The sequence below is a fragment of the Streptomyces sp. NBC_00289 genome, assembly GCF_041435115.1.
Lineage (GTDB): Bacteria > Actinomycetota > Actinomycetes > Streptomycetales > Streptomycetaceae > Streptomyces.
In genome coordinates, this window is record NZ_CP108046.1 from 8,676,388 (window position 1) to 8,698,103 (window position 21,716).

The following is a 21,716-nucleotide window of genomic DNA, read 5'->3' on the forward strand; positions in this document are numbered from 1 at the left end:
CTCTGGCCGTCGGCTCCGGGTCGCCGTGTGGACAGCGGCCTTCTCCGGTCCTGGGCCGCGGCTTCGGGTTGCCGTCCGCACTGCGGCTTCCTCTGGCCGTCGGCTCCGGGTCGCCGTGTGGACAGCGGCCTTCTCCGGTCCTGGGCCGCGGCTTCGGGTTGCCGTCCGCACTGCGGCTTCCTCTGGCCGTCGGCTCCGGGCCGCCGTGTGGACAGCGGTCCTCTCCGGTCCTGGGCCCCGGCTTCGGGTTGCCGTCCGGACTGCGGCCCCCTCCGGGCGTCGGCTCCGGGCCGCCGTTTGCACGGCGGCCCCGGTCATCCCAGCGCTCTGAGGCCAGGTACGAAGGCGACCAGTACCGGGACCACGGGTACCAGCGCGGCCGCCGCCGTCAGCCGCAGTCGGCGGCCCGCGGTGAACCGGTCCGGGGGAGCGAGCAGCCGGTCCACCCGCTGCGGGACGTGGGCCTGTGGGGTCGGGCCGGGGCCGAACACGCCCCGGTCCTCGTTGACCTCCACCAGCGCGAGCGCCGTGGTCAGTCGGCCGAAGCGGCGGGAGGCCATGTCGTCGGCGGCGAGTTCGACCAGGCGGTGCATCTCGTCGCGGAACGCGGCGAACACCGGCACCTGCGGGAACCCGCCGGCCAGCGCGGCCGAGCAGTGCAGCAGCCAGTCGTGCCGGGCCTGGGCGTGACCCTCCTCGTGCGCGACCAGGGCGTCCACCTGCCGTCTCTCCAGGCGGCGCAGCGCGGCCGTGGTGATCACGAGCCGGGGCGCGGTGCCCGGCAGCCACCAGGCGTCGCACCGCTCGCCCTCCAGGACGACGAGCCGCCCCCCTGGTTCCTCACCGGGCAACAGCGGGGCACGGACGAGGAGTTCGGCCCTGCGCAGCCGGCGCCGGGCGCGAGTCCGTACGACCTCGCGCACCAGCATCGCCGCGGTCCACGCGCCACCGCAGGCGAGCGCCACCGCCGTCGTCGCCGCCCAGGGACCCGCCGCCGTACCGATCGCGTAGGCCTGCACGACGGAACGCGGTGCGGGGGCGAACAGATGGCCGTGCAGCGCCTGCCAGGAGGCCGCCGCGCTCAGCGTCATCGACAGCGCGCAGCACAGCAGGACGGCCGCCACCACGCACTGCCACACCCACAGGGCGAGCACCGGTTCGCGGTCCGGCCAGTCGGCCCGGGCGAGCAGCCGTGGGGCGACGACGGCGGCCAGCGCGCCGAGCAGCAACAGTGCCGCGGGGACCATCATGGGGGGCAGCCTATGAGCGCGGAGCGGCCCGGGTGAGGCCTGCCGCGGCAAAGTGACGCAGGCAACGGTTGCGGACAGCGGCGGCCCGTCTCAGGTCCCTGCCGAAAGTCCCCGTCGCACCGCCCGGGCCGGCGGCTGCGGCAGAGTCTCAGAGCGTCAGCAGCATCGCGACCATGGCGATCCCCATGGTCAGCCGGCAGGCCCGGGCCAACTCCGGCCGGTCGCCCCAGCCGACGGCCCCGGCATCGACCGCGACGGGCACCAGCCGCACACCGGACAGCAGCACGTACCCGACGAAGTACAGGAGCAACAGCCCCGTCAGCGGCGGGAAGTCGGAGCCGCCGTGCCCGGCGTGCCCGCCCGGTGGGGTGGGCGAAGCGGCCATCACCACCGCCATGTAGAGCATGGCGGAGGCCCCGACCAGATGGTGCAGGTGGTGCCCGCTGGCCCGGGCCGCCCACAGGGCGTGCACCGCGGCCGCGCCGAAGACGGCCACATAGCCGGGCAGGGCCCACGAAGGAGGGGTGAACACGGTCGCGGGTACGGCCATCGCGGCCATCCCGAAGCCCATCAGCGCCTCGCCTCCCGCGGCACGGCGCTGTTCGACGACGTTGCTGCGCATCCGCAGCAGACAGTAGGCGCCGGTGGCAGCGCACAGCGCCACCAGCAGCCAGCCGGGCGAGGCCGGTCCGTGCACGCCCACCTCCGTGCTCGACGGTCGGTCCGACGGTCGGTCAAGGGATGCCCGGGCATCGCGGCGCGCACGCGAGCGCAGGGATGTACACGGGGAGCGTTCGCGGGAGCACGACAGGTGACGGGGGAGAGGCGCAGAATCATTCACGAGTAAAACACCTGTTAAACTGATGCTTATGAGCAGTGCGCCCCCCGCCCCCGGTACCCCGCCCGCCCGACGTCTCCCGCTGGCCGGCGTGCTGCGCCTCGGGCGGCCCTCCGACATCTGGTACAAGCCCGCCCTGAGCGTGGTCGCCGCGGTCGCCCCGCCCAACCTGACGCTGCTGGCGCTGGACCGGCTCGACCTGGCGATGTACACCATGGCCGGCTCCCTGTGCGCGCTCTACGCCCACAACCGCCCGTACGCCGCCCGCGCCCGCGCGCTGGCCTGGGTCGTGCTCGGCATGCTCGGCGGTCTCGCCGTCTCCCTGGTCACGGCCTCGCTGACCGGCAGCGCCGTCGTGCTGGTCACCGTCGGCGCCCTGCTGGCCGCCGCCCAGAAGGCGCTGTGCGACGCGACCCGGATCGGCCCGCCCGGCAATGTGATCCTCACCTTCGTCAGCTCAGCCGCCCTCTTCGCGCCGCAGGCCCTCGGGCAGGTCCCCGGCCACCTCGGGCTGGCCGCGGCGGCGGGCGTCGGGGCCTGGCTCGTCGGCATGGCGCCCGGGCTGCTGCGCCCGCACGGCCCGGAGCGCCGGGCCACCGCGCACGCCCTGAACGCCGCCGCCGCGTACGCCGTCACGCGCGGCACCGGCGACGGCCACTCCCGGGCCCGCGCCGGCGCGGCCGCCGCCGTGCACGCGGCCTGGCAGTCGCTGCTGTCCGCCGGGCCGCGCAACGCCACCCGGCGCGCTCTGGAGCGGCTCGTCGTACGCGCCGAGGTCGCCCTGGCCGCACCGGCCGACACCGACCCGGAGCCGCTGCTCGCCTGGGCGCGCGCACTGCGCGGCAACGGCCCGGTCCCGCAGGCCGGTCATCCGGCGCCGGACGCCGACGAACTGCTCGGCGTGGACGCCGAACTGGCCGCCGGGGCCCGCCCGTGGTGGACCCGGCTGGGCCCGCTCACCCCCCTGGCCGTGCGCACGGCACTCGGCTGCGCCCTCGCCGGCTACGCCTCCCTCGCCCTCGGTGTCGGCCGCCCCTACTGGGCTCTGGTCACCGCCGCCTCGCTCTACCAGGCGAACATCACCCTGACCTGGAGTCGCGGCGTCCAGCGCGTCGTCGGCAACCTCGTCGGCGTGCTCCTGTTCGCCGCCGTCGCCCCGCTCGCCCATCTCGGCGGGGCGGCCCTCGTCCTGTGCTGCCTGGCCTTCAACTTCGGGGCCGAGGCACTGATCGGCCGCAACTACTGGCTCGGCAGCGTCTGTGTGACCCCGATGGCGCTGCTCATCTCCGAGTTCGCCGGCGTTCAGGAGCCGGGGAAACTGATCACCGAGCGGGTCGTGGACACCCTGATCGGCGCGCTGGTCGGGTTCGCCGCCGCCGTCGTCGTCACCAACCGGCGCGCGGGCGATCGCATCGAGCACGCCCTGACCGCCGTGGAGCGGGCGCGGGGGAGTGCCGCTGTCCTGCTGACGGAGCCGCGGCCCGGTCGCAGGGCCCTGGAGGCCGCCCGTCGGGACCTCGCCGCCGCGCTGACCGAGCTGCGCGTCACCACCGACGCCGCGAGCGGCGAGTGGTGGCAGCGGGCCCTGCCGCAGGAGCGGGTCGTGCTCGCCGAGCGGTCGGCGCACCGTACGCTCGCCGCGACGGTACGGCGTCAGGGGCTGCACCTGGACCAGCGCGAGGCCAGGACGACGGAGGGTGTACGGCCATGACGGCACCGAACGGGCGGCAGGCGGGCGCGACCAGGGACGACACCGTCGCCGCGGTCGTCCGGCAGTGGCAGGCCGTGCGTCCCGAGCTCGACACCGGCCCCATGGAGATCATCGGCCGTATCAACCGCTGCGCCGCCCTCCTCCAGCAGGCGGAGGACGCCCCATTGCGCCGGGCCGGTCTCAGCCGCCCCGAGTTCGACCTGCTGGGCGCCCTGCGGCGCACGGCACACGAGCTGACCCCCGGTGACCTGGCCCGGGAGACGTTCTCCTCGGGGGCCGCGGTCACCAAACGCCTCAAGGTGCTGACCGAACGGGGCCTGGTGGAGCGCCGTGGCGACACCCGTGACCGCCGCGTCGCCCACGTCCGCCTCACGGAGGCCGGGCGCGACCTGGTGGACGGCATCCTCCCCGAGCAGCTCGCCTACGAGACCGCCGTGCTGTCCGGAATGGACCCGACCCGGCAGGACGAACTCGCCGGGCTGCTGGGCGGTCTCCTGGGACAGCTCGAGGGGCGCCTCGGAGCCCTGCGCGGCTGAGCGGTCCGTCTCCCGGACGGGCCGGAAGTTTCGGTGGCCGACCGGCCATTGACGGGACCGTTGCCCTCTTCCTACGTTCGAGCAGATCGGTTCGGATCATCGGCCGATGTGCGAAATGTCGAACGTGCGAACGAAGGATGCCTGCCGTGGCCGCAGCCGAAGTCCCCGCCACCCCCGCCACGCCCCCTCCCGCACCGGAGAGGCTCACCGTCGACCTCGGCGCCGGGACGGGCCCCTTCCACGGCGGCGCGAGCGGAACGCTCTACGGGCTGTACGGCGACGGTGTCCCCAGCCGTGCCGTCGTGGAGGGCATGTACGTCCGCACAGTGACCACCAAGGCCCAGGACGGCACGCAGCATCCGGGCGCCGACGCCCTGGAGATCCTGCCGTCGTTCGTCGCGGCGGGCGGCCGGGACCTGTACCTCTACATGACCGACATCCATCGAGGTTTCCCCTACGAGTGGCCCGGCACGACCGGTGAGGAACGACTCGCCGGGTTCCGGGCGAGCATCCGGCGCCAGGTCGAACAGGTGCTGCCCCTGGGCGAGTTGCGGTCCCACGTCGTGTACGTCCCGTTCAACGAGCCCGAGGGCAACATGTTCGGCGAGGGGGAGTGGAGCTACGACCGCGTCTCCTGGCGCACCGACCCGCGGCACTACTTCGCGGCCTGGAAGGACATGTACCGCCTCATCAAGGGCCTCGATCCCGGCGCGCGCGTCGCGGGCCCCAACACCTGCGTCCTCTACCCCGAGGTCAGGAGCTTCCTGGAGTTCGCCAAGGCCCACGACGTCCTGCCCGACGTGGTCACCTGGCACGAGCTGTCCTCGCCGGCCGAGGTACGGACGAGCGTCGCCGAGTACCGCGTGCTGGAGCGGGAGTTGGGCATCGGCCCGCTGCCGGTCAACCTCAACGAGTACGCGCACAACTACCATCTGTCGGTCCCCGGGCAGATGGTCCAGTGGATCGCGGCGGTCGAGGAGTCGAAGGTCGACGCCGACATGGCGTACTGGAACATCGCGGGCAACCTCAACGACTCGGCGGTCGAGGCGAACAAGGGCAACGGCCAGTGGTGGCTGTTCAACGCCTACGGGCAGCTGACCGGCGACACCGTGCGGGTCACCGCGCCGCACCCCGACGCGCAGTACACCCTCCAGGGCGTCGCCGCGCTGGACCGGGCCAAGCGGCAGGCCCGGCTGCTGTTCGGCGGCGCGAGCGGTGCCGCCGAGCTGGTCTTCGAGCACGTCGACCCGCTGGTCTTCGGCACGACCGTCCACGCACGGCTTCTCGAGATCCCGTGGACCGGCCAGGTCGGCGCCGCAGCGCAGCCGTCGCCGCTCGGGGACAGGGAACTGCCCGTCCGGGACGGCCGGGTGACCCTGCACGTCGGCGACCTTCAGGAGATGTCCGCCTATCAGCTCGTCCTCGCCCCGGGCGGCAACGGGGCGGTGGCCGTCCCGCCCCCGACCCGTCGGCGGAGGACGTACGAGGCCGAGGAGGCGACGTACACGGGCGGCGGCCACTCCCTCAACGGTCCGGAGGGATCGCCGACCGCCGTCGACCGGTTCGCCACCTCCGGCGGGTATCACGTGGGCGGACTCCGCACCGGCTCCGACGGCGTGCTCACCTTCGACGTCGAGGCCCCGCAGGACGGGACGTACGACGTCAGCGTCTTCGCCAACTCCCACAACCTGGCCGACCCGGTCCGGGAGCAGGGCCCCACCAACGTCTTCCTGCGCGTGGACGGCGGGCAGGCGCGTGAACTGCGGCTGCCCCTCGGCTACAAGTGGGCGGTATGGGGTCACACCGACACCGAGGTGGCACTGACCGCCGGCCGGCACCGGATCACCCTCGCCGCCCAGGACCCCGACCTCGGCGTCACCCGGGGCGACGCGGTCGTCGACAGGCTCGACCTGGCCCTGCGCGAAAGCGACCCCACCGCCGTGTACGACGCCGAGTACGCCGACCTCGGCGCCGGCGCGCGCGCCGCCTACGACCACCGCGGCGCCTCGGGCCCGGGCGCCGCCGTGCTGCCGCCGGGCGGCACCGCCACCTTCTGGGTGCACGCGGCCGACGACGGCGAGGCGACGGTGACCGTCGACGTCCTCGGCCCCGGCGAGGGTCTGATCGCGGTCAACGGCGAGGACCTCGGGCCCGTCGGGCCCGGCGCCGCCGCGCTGTTCCTCTCCGGCGGCGTCAACAAGCTGACGATCACCGGGACTTCGGAGCTCCTGGTGGTGGACCGGGTACGCGTGGGCCCGTCCCGGGGACAGCTGCCCAGCACGGTGTACGCCGCCGAGGAAGGCACCCTGACCGGCACCGCGACGGTGACCGGCGCCCACTCGTACGCCACCGGCGGCAAGGCCGTCGGGGGCGTCGGCGCCGGCCCCGCGAACGCGCTCACCCTGGTGGTGACGGCCGAGCGCGCCGGACGGCACGCGCTGACGATCCGCTACTCCAACGGCGAACAGGCGCCCGCGACCCACTACAACCCTGACCCGGTCTGCCGCCACGCCGACATCTCCGTCAACCGGGCCGCGCCGCACCGCGTCCTGTTCCCCACCACCTTCCACTTCAACAACTTCTGGAACCTCTCCGTCCCCGTCACGCTCGTGCCGGGAGCCAACACGGTCACCTTCACCGCCGACGAACTCCCCGACTTCGACGGCATCACGCGGAACCGGTTCGGGCAGCGCTCCGCGTACGCCCCGGTCATCGACCGGGTCACGGTGACACCGCTGGCCTGACGGCCGGCGCGTCCGGAGCCGGAGCCTGCGCCGGCGGCCGGCCAGGCTCACCGTCGGGGCGGCATCACTGCTCGTCGCCCGCCCGGTACACGCCGAACACCGCGCCCTGCGGATCGCGCAGCACCGCGATGCGTGGTCCGTCGGGCACGGAGGTCGGCTCCATCAGGACGGTGCCGCCGGCGCCGACGGCCACGCCCGCCGTGGCGTCCACGTCCGCGGCCGCGAAGTACGGCAGCCAGTGCGGCGGCACCTCGGGCGGGAACCTGTCGTCCATCATCACCATGCCGCCGAAGTCCGCGCCGTCGATCCCCCACTGGGTGTAGTGCTCCGAGGAGTTGACGCTCCAGCCGAACACCGACGTGTAGAAGCCGACGGCTCGCTCCGGGGCGCGCGTCATCAGTTCCACCCAGCCCAGCGCGCCGGGCGCGTTGAACAGCCCGGCACCAGGGAAGGCCCGCGCCCGCCACATCTGGAAGGCCGCGCCGCCCGGATCGAGCGCCACCGTGAAACGGCCGACGTCGAACACGTCCATCGGCCCGACCAGCACCGTCCCGCCCGCCTCGGTCACCTTCCGCGCGGCGGCGTCCGCGTCCGGCACCGCGAAGGACACGTTCCACGCGACGGGCTGCGACTCCTGGTACAGCGGCGACAGCGCGGCGACCGCCGCGTCCCCCAGGTGCGCGACCGTGTAACCGCCTGCCTCCTGGCGCGGATCCGTCTCGGGACGCCAGCCGAACAACTCGGCGTAGAACCGCTTGGCCGCCTCCAGGTCACTGGTCCCCAGCTCGGTCCAGCAGGGGCCGCCGTCGACCGGTTTCTCGAGCTTCATGGCGTTCCTTCCGAAAGGAAAACCCCCTCCAGCACGCTAGTCCCCGGCACAGGCCAAGGCCATCCGGCGCGATCCCTCGTCTGCGGCCCCGAAGTCGCCGTACGCTCGGCCCCGTACCGCATCGCATGGCGGCCCCGGCTCTTCCCCCTGCCTCCGGAGGTCCCGCATGCCCGCGCTCGAGGTGCGCCCCTTCCACCGCGTCGACCGCGACCAGCTCACCGAGTTGATCAACCTGCACGTGGCCGCCGTGGTCCCCGGTGTCTCCGTCTCGACCAACACCGTGCTCAGCGGCCTGGAACGGCAGCCGGACGAGTTCATCACGGACCCCTGGGTGAGCGAGCGGACGACACTCGTCGCCGAACAGCGCGGGCACGTCGTCGCCGCCGCCCACCTGCTGCGCTACCGCTCCGGCCCCGAGGTCGGCGACCACTACCGGGACGCGGGCGCGATCGACTGGTTCGTCTGCCGTCCTCCGGCGTCCTACCGGCCCGACTCCGAACAGGCCGCGGACCTGCTGATGAGCGCCTGCCTGGCGCGGCTGGCCCGCTGGCGGGTGCGGGTGCGCTACGCCGACGGCGCCCTGCCCGCCCCCGCCGTATACGGACTCCCGCGCCCCTGGCCCCACATCCGGGCTGTGTACGACCGCGCGGGCTTCCGGCACACCGGCGACACGGAGGTGCTGCTCATTGCGCACGTGGACGACCTGCCCCGGCCCGAAACCCACCCCGGCGTCACCTTCGAGCGCACCCTGGGGGAGTGCGGAACCCGCTTGACCGCGTACGACGGCCGCCGCGCCCTCGGGTTCGTCGAGGTGGACACGGCACTGGCGCGGCCCGAACGCCACACGCGTGCCCCGGGCCTGGCCGACGTCGGCAACCTGCACGTGGCCCCGGACGCCGGCGAGGGCTGGGAGCACCGTCTGCTGGCCCGGGCCGCCGACTGGCTGCGGCTGTGCGGCACCGACCGGCTCCTCGCGTACGAGGCGGCCACCGACGGCGCCGCGATCGACGTCCTGCGCAGCGCGGGCTTCCGGGAGCTGACGCGCACGGACCGCGGCTGGGAGCACCGCCCCCGGTGACCTCAGATCCCCGGCCGGTACCGGAGCGGATGGTCCGCCGGGATCTCCACCAGCACGATCTGTGTCCCGTCCGGATCGGCGATCCACATCTCGATCAGTCCCCAGGGCTCCCGCACCGGCGGTCGCACGATCTCGACCCCCCGGCCCAGCAACTCCTCCCGCGCCGCGACGACGTCCTCCACCTGGAGCCACAGCCGTACGGCCGGGGACGGCGGGGTCTCGGACCGCCCGGACACCTCCAGGAAGCCGCCGCCGAGGAAGTAGACGATCCCGCGCTCCGGCCCGGTACCGAACTCACGGTGGACGGCGAGGCCCAGCTGTCCGCCGTAGAAGGCGTGGGAGCGCTCGGGGTCGGTGGGGCGGAGCAGAATCCGGCCGCTCAGTACGTGCACCATGCACCCGGAGCTTAGGGCCTGGCCGGTGCGGCGTTACTCTCATCGGTGCCGAGCCGTGCCGCAGATCGGAGAACGCCCCATGGACACCGCCGACACCACCACCGGACTGACTTTCCGGGACGCCGTGGACGCCGACGTCGACGCCCTGGTGGCGTTGATCGAGTCGGCTTACCGCGGGGACGACAGCCGGGCCGGGTGGACCACCGAGGCGGACATCCTCGAGGGACAGCGGACCGACCCGGAGGGTGTGCGGGCCGTCGTCAAGTCGCCCGACGGCCGGCTGCTGACCGTCGAGCGCGACGGGCAGGTCGTCGCCTGCTGCCAGCTCGAACACCGCGGCGACCACGCCTACTTCGGGATGTTCGCGGTCAGCCCCGCCCTCCAGGGCGCCGGTCTCGGCAAGGTCATCATCGCCGAGGCGGAGCGGGCGGCCCGCGAGAGCTGGGGCGTCACGGAGATGCACATGACGGTGATCTCCGTACGCGAGGACCTCATCGCCTGGTACGAGCGGCGCGGCTACCGCCGTACGGGCCGGATGACCCCGTTCCCGTACGGCGACGAACGCTTCGGCGTCCCGCAGCGCGACGACCTGCAGTTCGAGCTGCTGGTCAAGGAGCTCGCGTGACGGTCACGGCGTGCCCCGGCGTCACGCCGTGAAGCGGCCGGTGCGTTTGATCTCCGGATAGTCGGTGGTCGCGCCGTCGAGCTCCAGGGCCCGCACGAGGCGCAGGTGTTCCTGCGTGTTCACCACCCAGCCGATGATCTTGAGGTCCGCCTTCCGCGCGTGCTCCACGACCTCCAGGGTCAGCCGGCGGATGTTCAGGCAGATGGTCGCGGAGCCGGCCTCGACGGCGCGGTCCACGATGTCTGGGCCGAAGCGGCTGCCGATGAGCGCGGTCCGAACGCCGGGCACCAGACGGGCGATCTCGGCGATCGCCTCGTCGTGGAACGAGGAGACCTCCACCCGGGAGACCAGATCCCGGCGGTGCATGACCTCGGCCAGGGCACGTGCCGCCGCCACGTCCTTGATCTCGGCCTGGAGCGGCGACCGCACGCTGTCCAGGACCTCCTCGAAGACCGGGACGCGTTCGCCGTGGCCGGCGTCCAGGGAGCGCAGCTCGGCGAGGGTCTTCTCGGCGATCGGGCCGGTGCCGTCGGTCGTGCGGTCCACGTCGGCGTCGTGCATGACGACGAGGGCGCCGTCCTTGCTCAGGTGCAGATCGAGTTCGATGACGTCGAGGCCGGCCTGCTGGGCGGCGACGAAGGAACGGAGGGTGTTCTCGGGCTCGAGACCCATGACTCCGCGATGACCGATGGTAAGGAAGTTCAAGGTTCAACTCGCTTCCGTCGACGGCGGCTCGGTCGCACGCGCGACCGGAGCGGACGGTCGCACGGGCAGAGCCGCAGCCTAACGGCCACCTTCCCCGATGAACCCGCACGTACACCGGAGATTGGTGCGGCGGCCGTGCCGACCTGCCGCGCAGTGCGCGCGGCGGTCACCCTGGCGTGGGCGAGTCCCGCGCGCATTGACCGGTAGCGACCCCCGACGTACGTCGCACGTGTGATCGCGCGCGACCGGGGTAGGGACTCCGATGGTTTCCGACAGGAAAAAGTGAGGTGACGACCTGACTACGCAGGATAATTTCCCGAGTCTTCACTTGCTGGGAGGAAGCTCGTATGTATACGGTCTTCATACGCTAGCTTCTCCCGTGAAGGATGGGACATGACGGAAATTCTTGTGCAGGTGGGTTCGGAGGAACGAATTCCTCCCGTGGCCAGGGTGGTGGAGCACCCTGCCTGGCCCGTGCTCAAGGATGCCGTGGAGCAGATCAGGCCATGGCAGTCCAAGGACGGGTCCATCGACTTCGAGGCCGAGGGCGCCCCCGCCCCGGCGGACGCCGAACGAGCCGTCCGGCGTGTCGTGCAGGCCGTCGGGGAACTCTCCCCGCTGCTCCCGCACGACAGCGCCTACCACGAGGCCCTCGCCAAGGACCTGAGCGCCTGGGCCGACGGTGGCTTCGAGGTGCCCGACTTCCTCGACTCGCTGCTGGCCTTCCAGCCCGCCGCGCACCGCGAGGACGGTCTGCAGCATCTCGTCGTCTTCCCGATGTACACGCAGAACGGCAACCCGGACCGCAACCTCGAGGCGGTCGTGCTGCGCATGGTCTGGCCGGACTGGCTGGCCGAGCTCGAGCGCACCCGCTACGACAACCCCCTCTTCTGCGGCATCACCTTCGAGGACTTCACGGCCGGCTACGACACCAACTCCGCCGTCCTGTTCCCGGAGACGATCGCCGTGCGGCAGGCGCCCGAGCGCTTCACCTGGGGCGGCATCTTCTGCGACCGCGAGGCCGCCCGCTTCCGCCGGGTCACCGACGCCGCCGTGGACGTCCTGGGCCTCCAACTGCCCGAGGACATCGCCGCGATGGTCCACGACCAGAAGCGCTGCGAGGAGGCCTTCGTCCTGTGGGACATGGTCCACGACCGCACCCACAGCCACGGCGACCTGCCCTTCGACCCGTTCATGATCAAGCAGCGCCAGCCGTTCTGGATGTACGGCCTCGAGGAGCTGCGCTGCGACCTCACCGCCTTCAAGGAGGCCGTGAAGCTGGCCGACGACGGCGTCCCGCAGGCCCGTGACGTGCAGTACGCGGTGCTGTTCGACCGCATGTTCCGCTTCCCGGTCACCGGTGAGCGCGTGCGCAACTATGACGGCCTCGGCGGCCAGCTCCTCTTCGCCTACCTGCACAAGCACGACGTCGTCCGCTGGACCGACAACAAGCTGCACATCGACTGGCAGCGCGCCCCGCAGGTCACCAACCAGCTGTGCGCCGACATCGAGCGGCTCTACCGCGACGGCATCGACCGGCCCAAGCTCGTCCACTGGTTCGCCGGGTACGAGCTGGTCTCGACCTACCTCGCCCCGCACCCCGGCTCCCGCTGGGCCAAGGGCCCCGACGCCCTCGATCTGAACCAGCCGCCGCGAAAACTCGTGGACGACGTGCTTCCCGACGAGTTTCCGCTGAGCATGTTCTATGAGGCACTCTCCAAGAAGCTGAAGAACGTGATCGCCTCCACCAGGGGCATCACCGCGGAGAGCGCCGAACCGGTCGCCGCGTGAGCGACCGCGCACAGAACACTGCTCAGGAGGCGAGGAACATGGTGGGGAACGGGGCTCTCAGCGGTGCGGTGATCGCGGTGGCCGGCGCCGGCGGACCGGCCGGGCGCGCGGCGCTCGTACGGCTCGCGGAGGCGGGCGCGACCGTCGTCGGAGCGGACAACGATCCCGAGCGTCTGGCGGAGGCCGTGGACGCCGCCCGCTACGGGCACGGCGGTGCCACCGTGGTCGGCGAGACGGTGGACCTGCTGGATCTGGACTCGACCCGCGACTGGGCGGTCCACGTCGAGAAGGAGTTCGGCCGGGTCGACGGCGTGGTCCACCTCGTCGGCGGCTGGCGTGGCAGCGAGACCTTCGCCAAGACGAACCTGCACGACTGGGACCTGCTGGAGATGCTGCTCATCCGCACCGTGCAGCACACCTCCCTCGCCTTCCACGAGGCGTTGCAGCGCAGCGACCGCGGCCGTTACGTCCTGATCAGCGCGGCCGGCGCGAGCAATCCCACCGCGGGCAACGCCGCGTACAGCGCCGCCAAGGCCGCGGCCGAGGCCTGGACACTCGCCCTCGCCGACTACTTCCGCAAGGCCGGGATCTCCGAGGGCGCCGACGGTCCGACGTCCGCGGCTGCCATCCTGGTGGTGAAGGCGCTGGTGCACGACGCGATGCGCGCCGAGCGCCCCAACGCGAAGTTCGCGGGCTTCACCGACGTCAAGGATCTGGCCGAGGCGATCGTCGACGTCTGGACGAAGCCCGCCGCGGAAGTGAACGGAAACCGGCTGTGGCTGACCGAGAAGCCGTGAACCCTCCGAAGACCGACGCCCGGCGCCACCACGACCCGGGCGTCCGCGGCTTCGCCAGCGACAACTACGCCGGGGCCCACCCGGAGGTGCTCGCCGCCCTGGCCCTGGCCAACGGCGGGCACCAGGTCGCGTACGGCGAGGACGCTTACACCGAGAATCTCCAGCGGATCGTCCGCAGCCACTTCGGCGCCACGGCGGAGGCCTTCCCGGTCTTCAACGGCACCGGCGCCAACGTGGTGGCGCTCCAGGCGGTCACCGACCGCTGGGGTGCGGTGATCTGCGCCGAGAGCGCGCACATCAACGTCGACGAGGGCGGCGCCCCCGAGCGCATGGGCGGCCTGAAGCTGCTCACCGTGCCCACACCCGACGGCAAGCTCACCCCCGAGCTGATCGACAGACAGGCCTGGGGCTGGGAGGACGAGCACCGCGCGATGCCACAGGTCGTCTCGATCACCCAGAGCACCGAACTCGGCACTCTGTACACACCCGACGAGATCCGCGCCATCTGCGACCACGCGCACGCGCACGGCATGAAGGTGCACCTCGACGGTTCCCGGATATCCAACGCGGCCGCCTCGCTGAACGTGCCGATGCGCACGTTCACCAATGCCGTCGGCGTCGACATCCTCTCGCTGGGCGGGACGAAGAACGGCGCGCTGTTCGGTGAGGCAGTGGTCGTCATCGACCCGGACGCGGTCAGTCACATGAAGCATCTGCGCAAGCTGTCCATGCAGCTCGCCTCCAAGATGCGTTTCGTGTCCGTGCAGTTGGAGGCCCTGCTCGCCAGGGACCTGTGGCTGCGCAACGCCCGCCACGCCAACGAGATGGCCCAGCGGCTGGCCGAGGGCGTCCGTGCCGTGCACGGCGTCGAGATCCTCCACCCGGTGCAGGCCAACGCCGTCTTCGCCCGCCTGCCGCACGAGGTGAGCCTGCGTCTGCAGAAGCGGTTCCGCTTCTACTTCTGGGACGAGGCCGCGGGTGACGTCCGCTGGATGTGCGGCTTCGACACGACCGAGGACGACGTCGACACGTTCGTGGCGGCCCTGAAGGAGGAGATGGCTCGCTAGGCGGACCCGCCGGACGGACCTTCGGCAGCAGGGTCGAATGATGCATAGGTATGCGATCACTTGAAAAGTCATTGACTGTCGAGTGATCGCTTTCCTATGCTCTGCGGGTATGGAGCTGATCCAGAACACCCCCGACCTGTCCGCCTATCTGGCTGCTGACGAGGTGATCGACCATGACCGCCCCGTCGTCCGGGAGGTGGCCGCCCGGCTTGCCGCGAATGCACAGGACTCGTATTCCTATGCGCGGGCAGCGTACGAATTCGTGCGCGACACCATTCCCCACTCCGCCGACAGCGGCGACCTGCGGGTCACCTGGCGAGCCTCCGACGTCCTGGAACAGCGCACCGGCATCTGCTTCGCCAAGGCTCACGCCCTGGCCGCGCTGCTGCGCGCCGAGGACATACCCACGGCGCTCTGCTATCAGCGCCTGGCGCACGACGAAGGCGGTGGCCATGTCGTGCACGGGCTGGTCGCCGTGCGGTTCAACGGCGCCTGGCACCGGCAGGATCCGCGCGGCAACAAACCCGGTGTGGACGCCCACTTCTCCCTCGAGGGTGAGCGGCTGGCCTGGATCCCGGACGTGCAGTCCAGTGAGATGGACTATCCAGTCCTGTATGCTGAACCTCACCCTGTCGTTCTGGGCGCGCTGAAGGCCGCGTCCGACCGGCCGCATCTGTGGAAGACGCTCCCCACCGGACTGTGAGGCACGACGAACCATGACTCTCTCGTTGACCGTTTCCGACGAGGTGCGCACCCTCGCTCCAGGCTTCACGCACGTCGCCGTCGAGGCCCACGGTCTCGTCAACGGACCGAGCACCGACGAGAGTTCGGCGCTTCTCGAGGACGCGGCCCGGCGCCTGGCCGTACGCCTGGACGGCCGGGCCCCGCACGAGGACCCGCACGTGGCCGCCTGGCGCGAGGTCTACACGGCGTTCGGCTCGAAGCCCTCACGCACCCGCAACTCCGCGGAGGCGCTCGCCAAGCGGGCCCTGACGGAGTCGGGACTGCCCCGGATCAACCTGCTCGTCGACCTCTACAACGCGATCAGCGTCGCCCACCTGATTCCGGTCGGCGGCGAGGACCTGGACCGCGTCCAGGGCGGCATGCGGCTCGTACGGGCCACCGGCGACGAGGACTTCGTGACCACGGCGGGCGGCGAGGAGACCGTCGAGCACCCCGACGCCGGAGAGGTCGTGTGGCGCGACGAGGCGGGTGTGACCTGCCGTCGCTGGAACTGGCGCCAGGGCCCGCGCACCCGGCTCACCGAGGAGTCCGTCTCCGCGATCTTCCTGCTGGAGAGCCTGGCGCCGATGCCGGTCGCCGACGTGGTGGCTGCGGGCGCCGAACTCGCCGAACTGCTGGAGAAGTTCAGCCCGGGAGCGCGGATCACCGTCCACGCCCCGGAGTCCGCGGCCTGAGCGCGCCGTCGGCCGTGAGTCTCCGGCCCCGCTCAACGCGCCCGAAGGACGGCTGGTGGCGGGGAGGGGTCGGCCGTGTCGACTCGGCCGCGCCACCGGGGCCGTTTGGGCGTGAGCGAGGCCCGTCCGCCTGCCGTGTCCCGGGGTCCGGCCTACGTCAGCGGGCTTCGGCCTCGCGGACCTGCTCCGGGGTCGGCGCCGTGCCGCCGAGGTGGGCCGGCATCCACCAGGTGTCGTTGGCGTCCTTGGGCCGCACCGGGTAGGCGCGCTGCGCGGCTTCCAGGAGTTCCTGCACGCGCTCACGCAACTGCCGGGTGATCGCGCCCGCGTACTTGTCGCGTGACGCCTCGATCGCCTCGCCCACCCGGATGGTGATCGGGATGTGGCTGCGCTTGAAGTTGCGCGGCTGGCCCTTGGTCCACAGCCGCTGCGTGCCCCACACCGCCATCGGGATCAGGGGGACACCGGCCTCCTGGGCCATGCGCGCGGCACCGGACTTGAAGCTCTTCAGCGTGAACGAGGGCGAGATCGTGGCCTCCGGGAACACCCCGATGATCTCGCCGGCGCGCAGCGATTCCAGCGCGTGGGCGTAGGCCGTCTCGCCCTGTGTGCGGTCCACCGGGATGTGCTTCATTCCGCGCATCAGCGGACCGGAGATCCTGTGCCGGAAGACGGACTCCTTCGCCATGAAGCGAACGAGACGTTTCTGCGGAAGCGCCGCCAACCCGTCGAAGATGAAGTCCAGATAGCTGATGTGGTTACTGACCAGCACGGCTCCGCCCGAGCGCGGGATGTTCTCCGAACCCTTGCAGTCGATCTTGAGGTCCCACGCCTTGAACAACGTGCGGGCGAGACCGACGACGGGACGGTAGACAAGCTCTGCCATGGACGGAGTGGGCCCTTCCTTCTCTGCCGGGGGGAAGCCCCCGGTGAAAAGTTACGCAGCCGTAGGTTTACGGCATCTCGCAGATCGTGCCCCAAGAACGGACGGGGAGCCAGTCCTGTCGCCCCGGAACGGCGAGATTCTTGTCACGTCGGCCCGTGATCCACCTCGGGCTTTTAAGGCGCCTTTACTCCGCGCGTACCGCCAGACGCCGCACGAGCAGGTACATCTCGCAACCCAGGCAGTACCCGAACGCGGCATTGAGGAAGGCGGCAGCGAGTGCGGCCCCCGTGGCGGCGACTCCCAGCCAGTCCGCTCCCAGCGTGAAGCCGGCCAGGCCGACGCCGGCGAAGGCGAGGCCCACCGCCTGCGCGAAGCGCGGCGGTTCGGGCGACTCGAACTCCGTCGGCCGGCCGAGCCGGGGGCGTACGAGTGTGCGGAACAGCCAACCGTAGGGCGAACGGCCCACTCCACCCGCCGCGCCCAGCGCGAACGCCAGGGTCTGCCAGGCCAGCAGCCAGGCGCTGCCCGTGATCAGCACGACCGCCAGCACCAGGGTCGTCACGGCCGCCCCGAAGCGCGGACCCCTCACGTCGATGTCCATGAATCAAGCATTCCGCATCGGTAACCCTTCATGGAGTCGGGAATCTTTGCAGTCTCGTGAACGCTGGAGCAGCTCATGAGCGGACTTGTCGTGTGCGTGGCTGTGCTCGCCGTGGCGAGCGCCTACGGAGTGCTGCATCGGCGGCGGAGCGGGAGAGTACGGGTGCGCGGGCGTGACGACGGCAAGCGGCTGGGCACGGCCGAGCTCGGCGGGGAACTGGGGGAGCGTGCCACGCTCCTGCAGTTCTCCAGCGCCTTCTGCGCGCCCTGCCGGGCGACCCGGCGGGTCCTCGGCGAGGTGGCCGGCATGGTCCCCGGCGTCTCGCACGTCGAACTCGACGCCGAGGACCACCTCGACCTCGTCCGCGAACTCGGCATCCTCAAGACGCCGACCGTGCTGGTCCTCGACGCCGACGGCCGGATCGTGCGGCGCGCCACCGGGCAGCCGCGCAAGGCCGACGTGATCGCCGCGCTGGGGGAGGCGGTTTGACGACCCGTACGGGAAACGACGGAAGGATCCGTACGCGAAGCGTCGGGAGTGTCCTCCCGCGAAGCGTCGTAAGTGTCCTTACGGGAAACGGTGGACGGGCCCGTACGGGGTCCGGCGGGGACGTCGGTACCGGGTTCGGCGGACGGGCCGGTACCGGGTCCGGCGGGCGGGTGTGTGCCCGAAGCGGCGGACGGGGCCGGGGTGGCGGCGGTTTGCGGGCAGGTGGGCGGACGGTGAGGCACCTCCCATATGCCGGAACGTACTTGACTGCGCGCGCCACCTATCGTCAGCCTGACCGTATGCCTTCTGATCTCCTTCTTGTCGGACGGGTCCACGTCGACCTCGCCCGTACCGCGAGCGCGCGCTGTCCGGGCTTTTGAGCAGCCACGGACCAGCTCGTCACCTCCCGCAGAAGGACACGTCCATGACGGCCACGCCCGACCTCCGCACACCGCAGCTCGCTTCTCCCGACCTGTTGCGCTCCGTCTTCCGGCGGCACGCGGCGGGAGTCGCCGTGATCACGGCCGCAGGCGACACCGGCCCGGTCGGCTTCACCGCCACCTCTCTCACCTCCGTCTCCGCCGAGCCCCCGCTGCTCTCCTTCGGCATCAGCACCGGCGCCTCGAGCTGGCCGGCCATCGCCGACGCCGACCATGTGGGCGTCCACATACTCGGCGAGCACCAGCAGGACCTGGCCGGCGTCTTCGCCCGCAGCGGCGCGGACCGCTTCGGCGCGCCCACCGCCTGGCGTGAGGGCCCGAAAGGCGTACCCGTCCTCGACGACGTGCTCGCGTGGCTGGTGTGCCGGGTGGTGGGGCGCGTTCCGGCCGGGAATCACCGCATAGTCCTGGCCGAGGTCGTGCTGGGCGATCCCGCGGGCCCGGGCCGCCCGCTCCTCTATCACCAGGGACGGTTCAACGGCCTGCGCGACTGACCGGCCGTCTGCCGCGTGAGCGATCTCCCTCTGCGAAGCCGTCGAGTTCCGATTACGCTGCGTTGCACAGGTCACAGTTCAAAGCGCTTGCTTAGCGGGAAAGAACTAGGTGTACTGACGAGTAATATTCCGGTCGGAGCGCAGGCCGCCCCGACCGGGATCGGCCGCTTGGGGCGCCTATGCTGCCTGCAAGTAGGCAGCCGAAAAATGACGATGCAGTAGGAGAGCCGGCGTGAGCTTGAGGATCGTTGTCACTGTGAAGTACGTGCCCGACGCCACCGGCGACCGGCACTTCGCCGATGACCTGACCGTCGACCGTGACGACGTCGACGGTCTGCTCTCCGAACTGGACGAGTACGCGGTCGAGCAGGCACTGCAGATCTCGGAGAACTCCGACGACGACGTGGAGATCACCGTCCTGACGGTGGGCCCGGAGGACGCCAAGGACGCGCTGCGCAAGGCGCTGTCCATGGGTGCGGACAAGGCGATCCACGTCGAGGACGACGATCTGCACGGCACCGACGCGATCGGCACGTCGCTCGTGCTGGCGAAGGCGATCGAGAAGGCCGGCTACGACCTGGTGATCTCCGGCATGGCCTCCACCGACGGCACGATGGGCGTCGTTCCCGCGCTGCTGGCGGAGCGCCTGGGCGTCCCGCAGGTGACGCTGCTGTCCGAGGTCTCGGTCGAGGACGGCACGGTCAAGGGCCGCCGCGACGGCGACAGCGCCTCCGAGCAGCTGGAGGCCTCGCTGCCGGCCGTCGTGTCGGTCACCGACCAGTCGGGTGAGGCCCGCTACCCGTCCTTCAAGGGCATCATGGCGGCCAAGAAGAAGCCGGTGGAGTCCTGGGACCTGTCCGACCTCGAGCTCGAGGCGGAGGAGGTCGGCTTGGAGGGTGCCTGGACCTCGGTCGACGCCGCGGCCCAGCGTCCGGCCCGCACGGCCGGCACGATCGTCAAGGACGAGGGCGAGGGCGGCAAGCAGCTCGCCGAGTTCCTCGCGGGCCAGAAGTTCATCTGAGACCCGATCCGCTCACCGCCCCCCCAGACTTCGCAACACGCAGGAGACCCTTCTCATGGCTGAAGTTCTCGTCTACGTCGACCACGTGGACGGCGCCGTCCGCAAGCCCACGCTCGAGCTGCTGACGCTCGCCCGCCGTATCGGCGAGCCGGTCGCCGTCGCCCTCGGCAACGGCGCCGCCGACACCGCCGCCACCCTCGCCGAGCACGGCGCGGTCAAGGTCCTCACCCACGAGGCGTCCGAGTACGCCGACTACCTCGTCGTACCGAAGGTGGACGCCCTCCAGGCGGCCGTCGAGGCCGTCTCCCCGGCCGCCGTGCTCGTCCCCTCCTCCGCGGAGGGCAAGGAGGTCGCCGCACGGCTGGCGCTGCGCATCGGCTCCGGCATCATCACCGACGCCGTCGACCTCGAGGCCGGCGACCAGGGCCCGGTGGCCACCCAGTCGGTGTTCGCCGCCTCCTTCACCACCAAGACCCGGGTCGCCAAGGGCACCCCGGTCATCACGGTCAAGCCCAACAGCGCCGCCGTCGAGGCCGCCCCGGCCGCCGGCGCCGTCGAGGCCCTGTCGGTGTCCTTCTCCGCGCAGGCCACCGGCACCAAGGTCACCGGCCGTACGCCGCGTGAGTCGACCGGGCGCCCGGAGCTGACCGAGGCCGCGATCGTGGTCTCCGGCGGCCGTGGCGTCAACGGTGCCGAGAACTTCGCGATCATCGAGGCCCTCGCCGACTCCCTCGGCGCGGCCGTCGGCGCCTCGCGTGCCGCGGTGGACGCGGGCTGGTACCCGCACACCAACCAGGTCGGCCAGACCGGCAAGGCCGTCTCCCCGCAGCTGTACATCGCCAACGGCATCTCCGGCGCCATCCAGCACCGCGCCGGTATGCAGACCTCCAAGACGATCGTGGCCGTCAACAAGGACGCCGAGGCCCCGATCTTCGACCTGGTCGACTACGGCGTGGTCGGCGACCTCTTCGACGTCGTCCCGCAGCTCACCGAGGAGGTCAAGACCCGCAAGGGCTGATCACCGCACCGCCGTACGAGGCCCCCGCGACCGCCACGGTCACGGGGGCCTCGCGCGTTCAGCGCAGGGTGAGGGAGGCCTGCACGGGCAGGTGGTCGCTCGGGAACTGCCCGTCCCGCGAGAAGGTGTTCACCCGCGCGCGCCGCACCGTCACGCCGGGTGTGGCCAGAATCCAGTCGATGCGGTCCCCTCCGGGGACGAGCGGCCGGTAGCCGTGGAACGTCCCGTACGGCGCACCGCGTTCGGCCGCCGCGTCCCAGGTGTCGACCAGTCCGGTGCCCAGCATCGCGTCGTAGACGGCACTGCCGTGGGCGGGAGCGTTGAAGTCGCCGGTCGTCAGCAGCGGCAGGTCCGGGTCGAGTCCCGCCATCCGCCGGGCGATCAGCGGTACCGAGCGCAGGCGGGCGTCCTGGTTGCCGCTGTCCAGATGGGTGTTGAGGAGGTAGAACTCCCGCTCCCCGTCCCGCAGATCGCGGAAGCGCACCCAGGTGACCATGCGGATGGTGGAGCCTCCCCAGGTGTTCGAGCCGACCACTTCGGGGGTGTCGGAGAGCCAGAAGTGGTCGTACTCGGCGGGGGCGAGGCGGCGGGTGTCGTAGAAGACGGCCATGAACTCGTCGCGGCTGCCGCCCGCGCGGCCGGTGCCGATCCAGTCGTAGCGCGCTCCGAGGTCGAAGTCGATGTCGCGCAGTTGCTGGTAGAGGCCCTCCTGGGTGCCGATGACCGTGGGGGCCTCGCGACGCAGGAGTTCGCGCATCACCGGGCGGCGGGCGGCCCAGCTGTTGGGTCCGGTGGTGCCGGCGAAGCGGAGGTTGAAGCTCATCACCTCCAGCCGCCGGCCCCTCCCGCGAAGGACGGAGGCGGACGCGGTGGTGAACAGGGGCAGGGTCACGGCCGCCACCCCCGCCGTCCGCAGGCCCGCCCGACGGGTCACTCCGTTCACGTCCGACACGCGATCCCCTCCCTCGCGAGCCAGGATGACG

Annotated in this window: 22 protein-coding genes; 14 read left to right on the forward strand and 8 right to left on the reverse strand. The window is 71.6% G+C overall.

Translation table 11 applies throughout. The annotated features are described in order from the left end of the window. Nucleotides 1-314 precede the first annotated feature (314 nt). Together OG985_RS39255 and OG985_RS39260 are read right to left on the reverse strand one after the other, a co-directional pair. Nucleotides 315-1,250, reverse strand: coding sequence for a M56 family metallopeptidase (locus OG985_RS39255; RefSeq protein WP_371673140.1), 936 nt, complete (start codon nt 1,248-1,250; stop codon nt 315-317). Nucleotides 1,251-1,398: 148 nt separating this feature from the next. Continuing rightward, a complete protein-coding gene (locus tag OG985_RS39260) occupies nt 1,399-1,947 on the reverse strand; it encodes a DUF5134 domain-containing protein (protein WP_371673141.1) in 549 nt (182 codons plus the stop codon). 172 nt (nt 1,948-2,119) lie between these two features. Between OG985_RS39260 and OG985_RS39265 the strand changes: the two genes are divergently transcribed. The 3 genes from OG985_RS39265 to OG985_RS39275 all read left to right on the forward strand — a co-directional run bounded on the left by OG985_RS39265 (nt 2,120) and on the right by OG985_RS39275 (nt 7,079). Further along, nucleotides 2,120-3,799, forward strand: a complete 1,680-nt coding sequence (locus tag OG985_RS39265; protein WP_371673142.1) for an FUSC family protein — start codon at nt 2,120-2,122, stop codon at nt 3,797-3,799. Next, entirely contained in the window at nt 3,796-4,335 is a 540-nt protein-coding gene (locus tag OG985_RS39270; RefSeq protein WP_371673143.1) for a MarR family winged helix-turn-helix transcriptional regulator, read from the forward strand. The genes OG985_RS39265 and OG985_RS39270 overlap by 4 nt, the downstream gene beginning before the upstream one ends. 137 nt (nt 4,336-4,472) lie before the next feature. Next, the gene (locus tag OG985_RS39275) at nt 4,473-7,079 is read left to right on the forward strand and encodes a cellulosome protein (RefSeq protein ID WP_371673144.1); all 2,607 of its coding nucleotides are present in this window, start codon (nt 4,473-4,475) and stop codon (nt 7,077-7,079) included. A gap of 64 nt (nt 7,080-7,143) precedes the next feature. On the opposite strand, the gene OG985_RS39280 is transcribed toward OG985_RS39275, so the two are convergent. Next, nucleotides 7,144-7,908 carry a VOC family protein gene (locus OG985_RS39280; protein WP_371673145.1) on the reverse strand — a complete coding sequence of 255 codons (765 nt, stop codon included), beginning with the start codon at nt 7,906-7,908 and terminating at the stop codon, nt 7,144-7,146. Nucleotides 7,909-8,074: 166 nt separating this feature from the next. On the opposite strand from OG985_RS39280, the gene OG985_RS39285 reads away from it, so the two are divergent. Continuing rightward, complete coding sequence (locus OG985_RS39285) at nt 8,075-8,986, forward strand: N-acetyltransferase (protein WP_371673146.1); 912 nt, start codon at nt 8,075-8,077, stop codon at nt 8,984-8,986. Nucleotides 8,987-8,988: 2 nt separating this feature from the next. Here OG985_RS39285 and OG985_RS39290 read toward each other — a convergent pair whose 3' ends face one another. Next, a complete protein-coding gene (locus OG985_RS39290; RefSeq protein ID WP_371673147.1) occupies nt 8,989-9,381 on the reverse strand; it encodes a VOC family protein in 393 nt (130 codons plus the stop codon). Nucleotides 9,382-9,460: 79 nt separating this feature from the next. On the opposite strand from OG985_RS39290, the gene OG985_RS39295 reads away from it, so the two are divergent. Beyond that, on the forward strand, nt 9,461-10,006 hold the full coding sequence (locus OG985_RS39295; protein WP_371674619.1) for a GNAT family N-acetyltransferase: 546 nt from the start codon (nt 9,461-9,463) through the stop codon (nt 10,004-10,006). A 21-nt stretch (nt 10,007-10,027) separates the two neighbouring features. On the opposite strand, the gene OG985_RS39300 is transcribed toward OG985_RS39295, so the two are convergent. Further along, complete coding sequence (locus OG985_RS39300) at nt 10,028-10,711, reverse strand: glycerophosphodiester phosphodiesterase (protein ID WP_371673148.1); 684 nt, start codon at nt 10,709-10,711, stop codon at nt 10,028-10,030. Between the two features lie 393 nt (nt 10,712-11,104). On the opposite strand from OG985_RS39300, the gene OG985_RS39305 reads away from it, so the two are divergent. From OG985_RS39305 to OG985_RS39325, 5 genes are all read left to right on the forward strand, one after another. Further along, nucleotides 11,105-12,502, forward strand: coding sequence for a DUF6421 family protein (locus OG985_RS39305; protein WP_371673149.1), 1,398 nt, complete (start codon nt 11,105-11,107; stop codon nt 12,500-12,502). Nucleotides 12,503-12,543: 41 nt separating this feature from the next. After that, complete coding sequence (locus OG985_RS39310) at nt 12,544-13,299, forward strand: SDR family NAD(P)-dependent oxidoreductase (RefSeq protein WP_371674620.1); 756 nt, start codon at nt 12,544-12,546, stop codon at nt 13,297-13,299. Beyond that, nucleotides 13,296-14,366: a low specificity L-threonine aldolase gene (locus OG985_RS39315; protein WP_371673150.1), complete on the forward strand. Its 1,071-nt coding sequence runs from the start codon at nt 13,296-13,298 to the stop codon at nt 14,364-14,366. Before OG985_RS39310 ends, OG985_RS39315 begins: the two co-directional genes overlap by 4 nt. 109 nt (nt 14,367-14,475) lie before the next feature. Then, nucleotides 14,476-15,069: a transglutaminase domain-containing protein gene (locus OG985_RS39320; protein ID WP_371673151.1), complete on the forward strand. Its 594-nt coding sequence runs from the start codon at nt 14,476-14,478 to the stop codon at nt 15,067-15,069. Nucleotides 15,070-15,082: 13 nt separating this feature from the next. Then, a complete protein-coding gene (locus OG985_RS39325) occupies nt 15,083-15,784 on the forward strand; it encodes a B3/4 domain-containing protein (RefSeq protein WP_371673152.1) in 702 nt (233 codons plus the stop codon). 157 nt (nt 15,785-15,941) lie between these two features. Here OG985_RS39325 and OG985_RS39330 read toward each other — a convergent pair whose 3' ends face one another. Both OG985_RS39330 and OG985_RS39335 read right to left on the reverse strand, forming a co-directional pair. Then, the gene (locus OG985_RS39330) at nt 15,942-16,670 is read right to left on the reverse strand and encodes a lysophospholipid acyltransferase family protein (protein WP_371673153.1); all 729 of its coding nucleotides are present in this window, start codon (nt 16,668-16,670) and stop codon (nt 15,942-15,944) included. A 184-nt stretch (nt 16,671-16,854) separates the two neighbouring features. Next, the gene (locus OG985_RS39335) at nt 16,855-17,271 is read right to left on the reverse strand and encodes a DUF4395 domain-containing protein (RefSeq protein ID WP_371673154.1); all 417 of its coding nucleotides are present in this window, start codon (nt 17,269-17,271) and stop codon (nt 16,855-16,857) included. A gap of 75 nt (nt 17,272-17,346) precedes the next feature. On the opposite strand from OG985_RS39335, the gene OG985_RS39340 reads away from it, so the two are divergent. The 4 genes from OG985_RS39340 to OG985_RS39355 all read left to right on the forward strand — a co-directional run bounded on the left by OG985_RS39340 (nt 17,347) and on the right by OG985_RS39355 (nt 20,733). Beyond that, nucleotides 17,347-17,760 (forward strand): TlpA family protein disulfide reductase, encoded by a 414-nt coding sequence (locus OG985_RS39340; RefSeq protein ID WP_371673155.1) that lies wholly within the window; start codon nt 17,347-17,349, stop codon nt 17,758-17,760. A gap of 424 nt (nt 17,761-18,184) precedes the next feature. Continuing rightward, a complete protein-coding gene (locus OG985_RS39345) occupies nt 18,185-18,694 on the forward strand; it encodes a flavin reductase family protein (protein ID WP_371673156.1) in 510 nt (169 codons plus the stop codon). Between the two features lie 232 nt (nt 18,695-18,926). After that, nucleotides 18,927-19,715: an electron transfer flavoprotein subunit beta gene (locus OG985_RS39350; protein ID WP_371673157.1), complete on the forward strand. Its 789-nt coding sequence runs from the start codon at nt 18,927-18,929 to the stop codon at nt 19,713-19,715. 55 nt (nt 19,716-19,770) lie between these two features. Next, nucleotides 19,771-20,733 (forward strand): electron transfer flavoprotein subunit alpha/FixB family protein, encoded by a 963-nt coding sequence (locus tag OG985_RS39355; protein ID WP_371673158.1) that lies wholly within the window; start codon nt 19,771-19,773, stop codon nt 20,731-20,733. Between the two features lie 58 nt (nt 20,734-20,791). Here OG985_RS39355 and OG985_RS39360 read toward each other — a convergent pair whose 3' ends face one another. Then, entirely contained in the window at nt 20,792-21,685 is an 894-nt protein-coding gene (locus OG985_RS39360) for an endonuclease/exonuclease/phosphatase family protein (RefSeq protein WP_371673159.1), read from the reverse strand. Between the last annotated feature and the right edge of the window lie 31 nt (nt 21,686-21,716).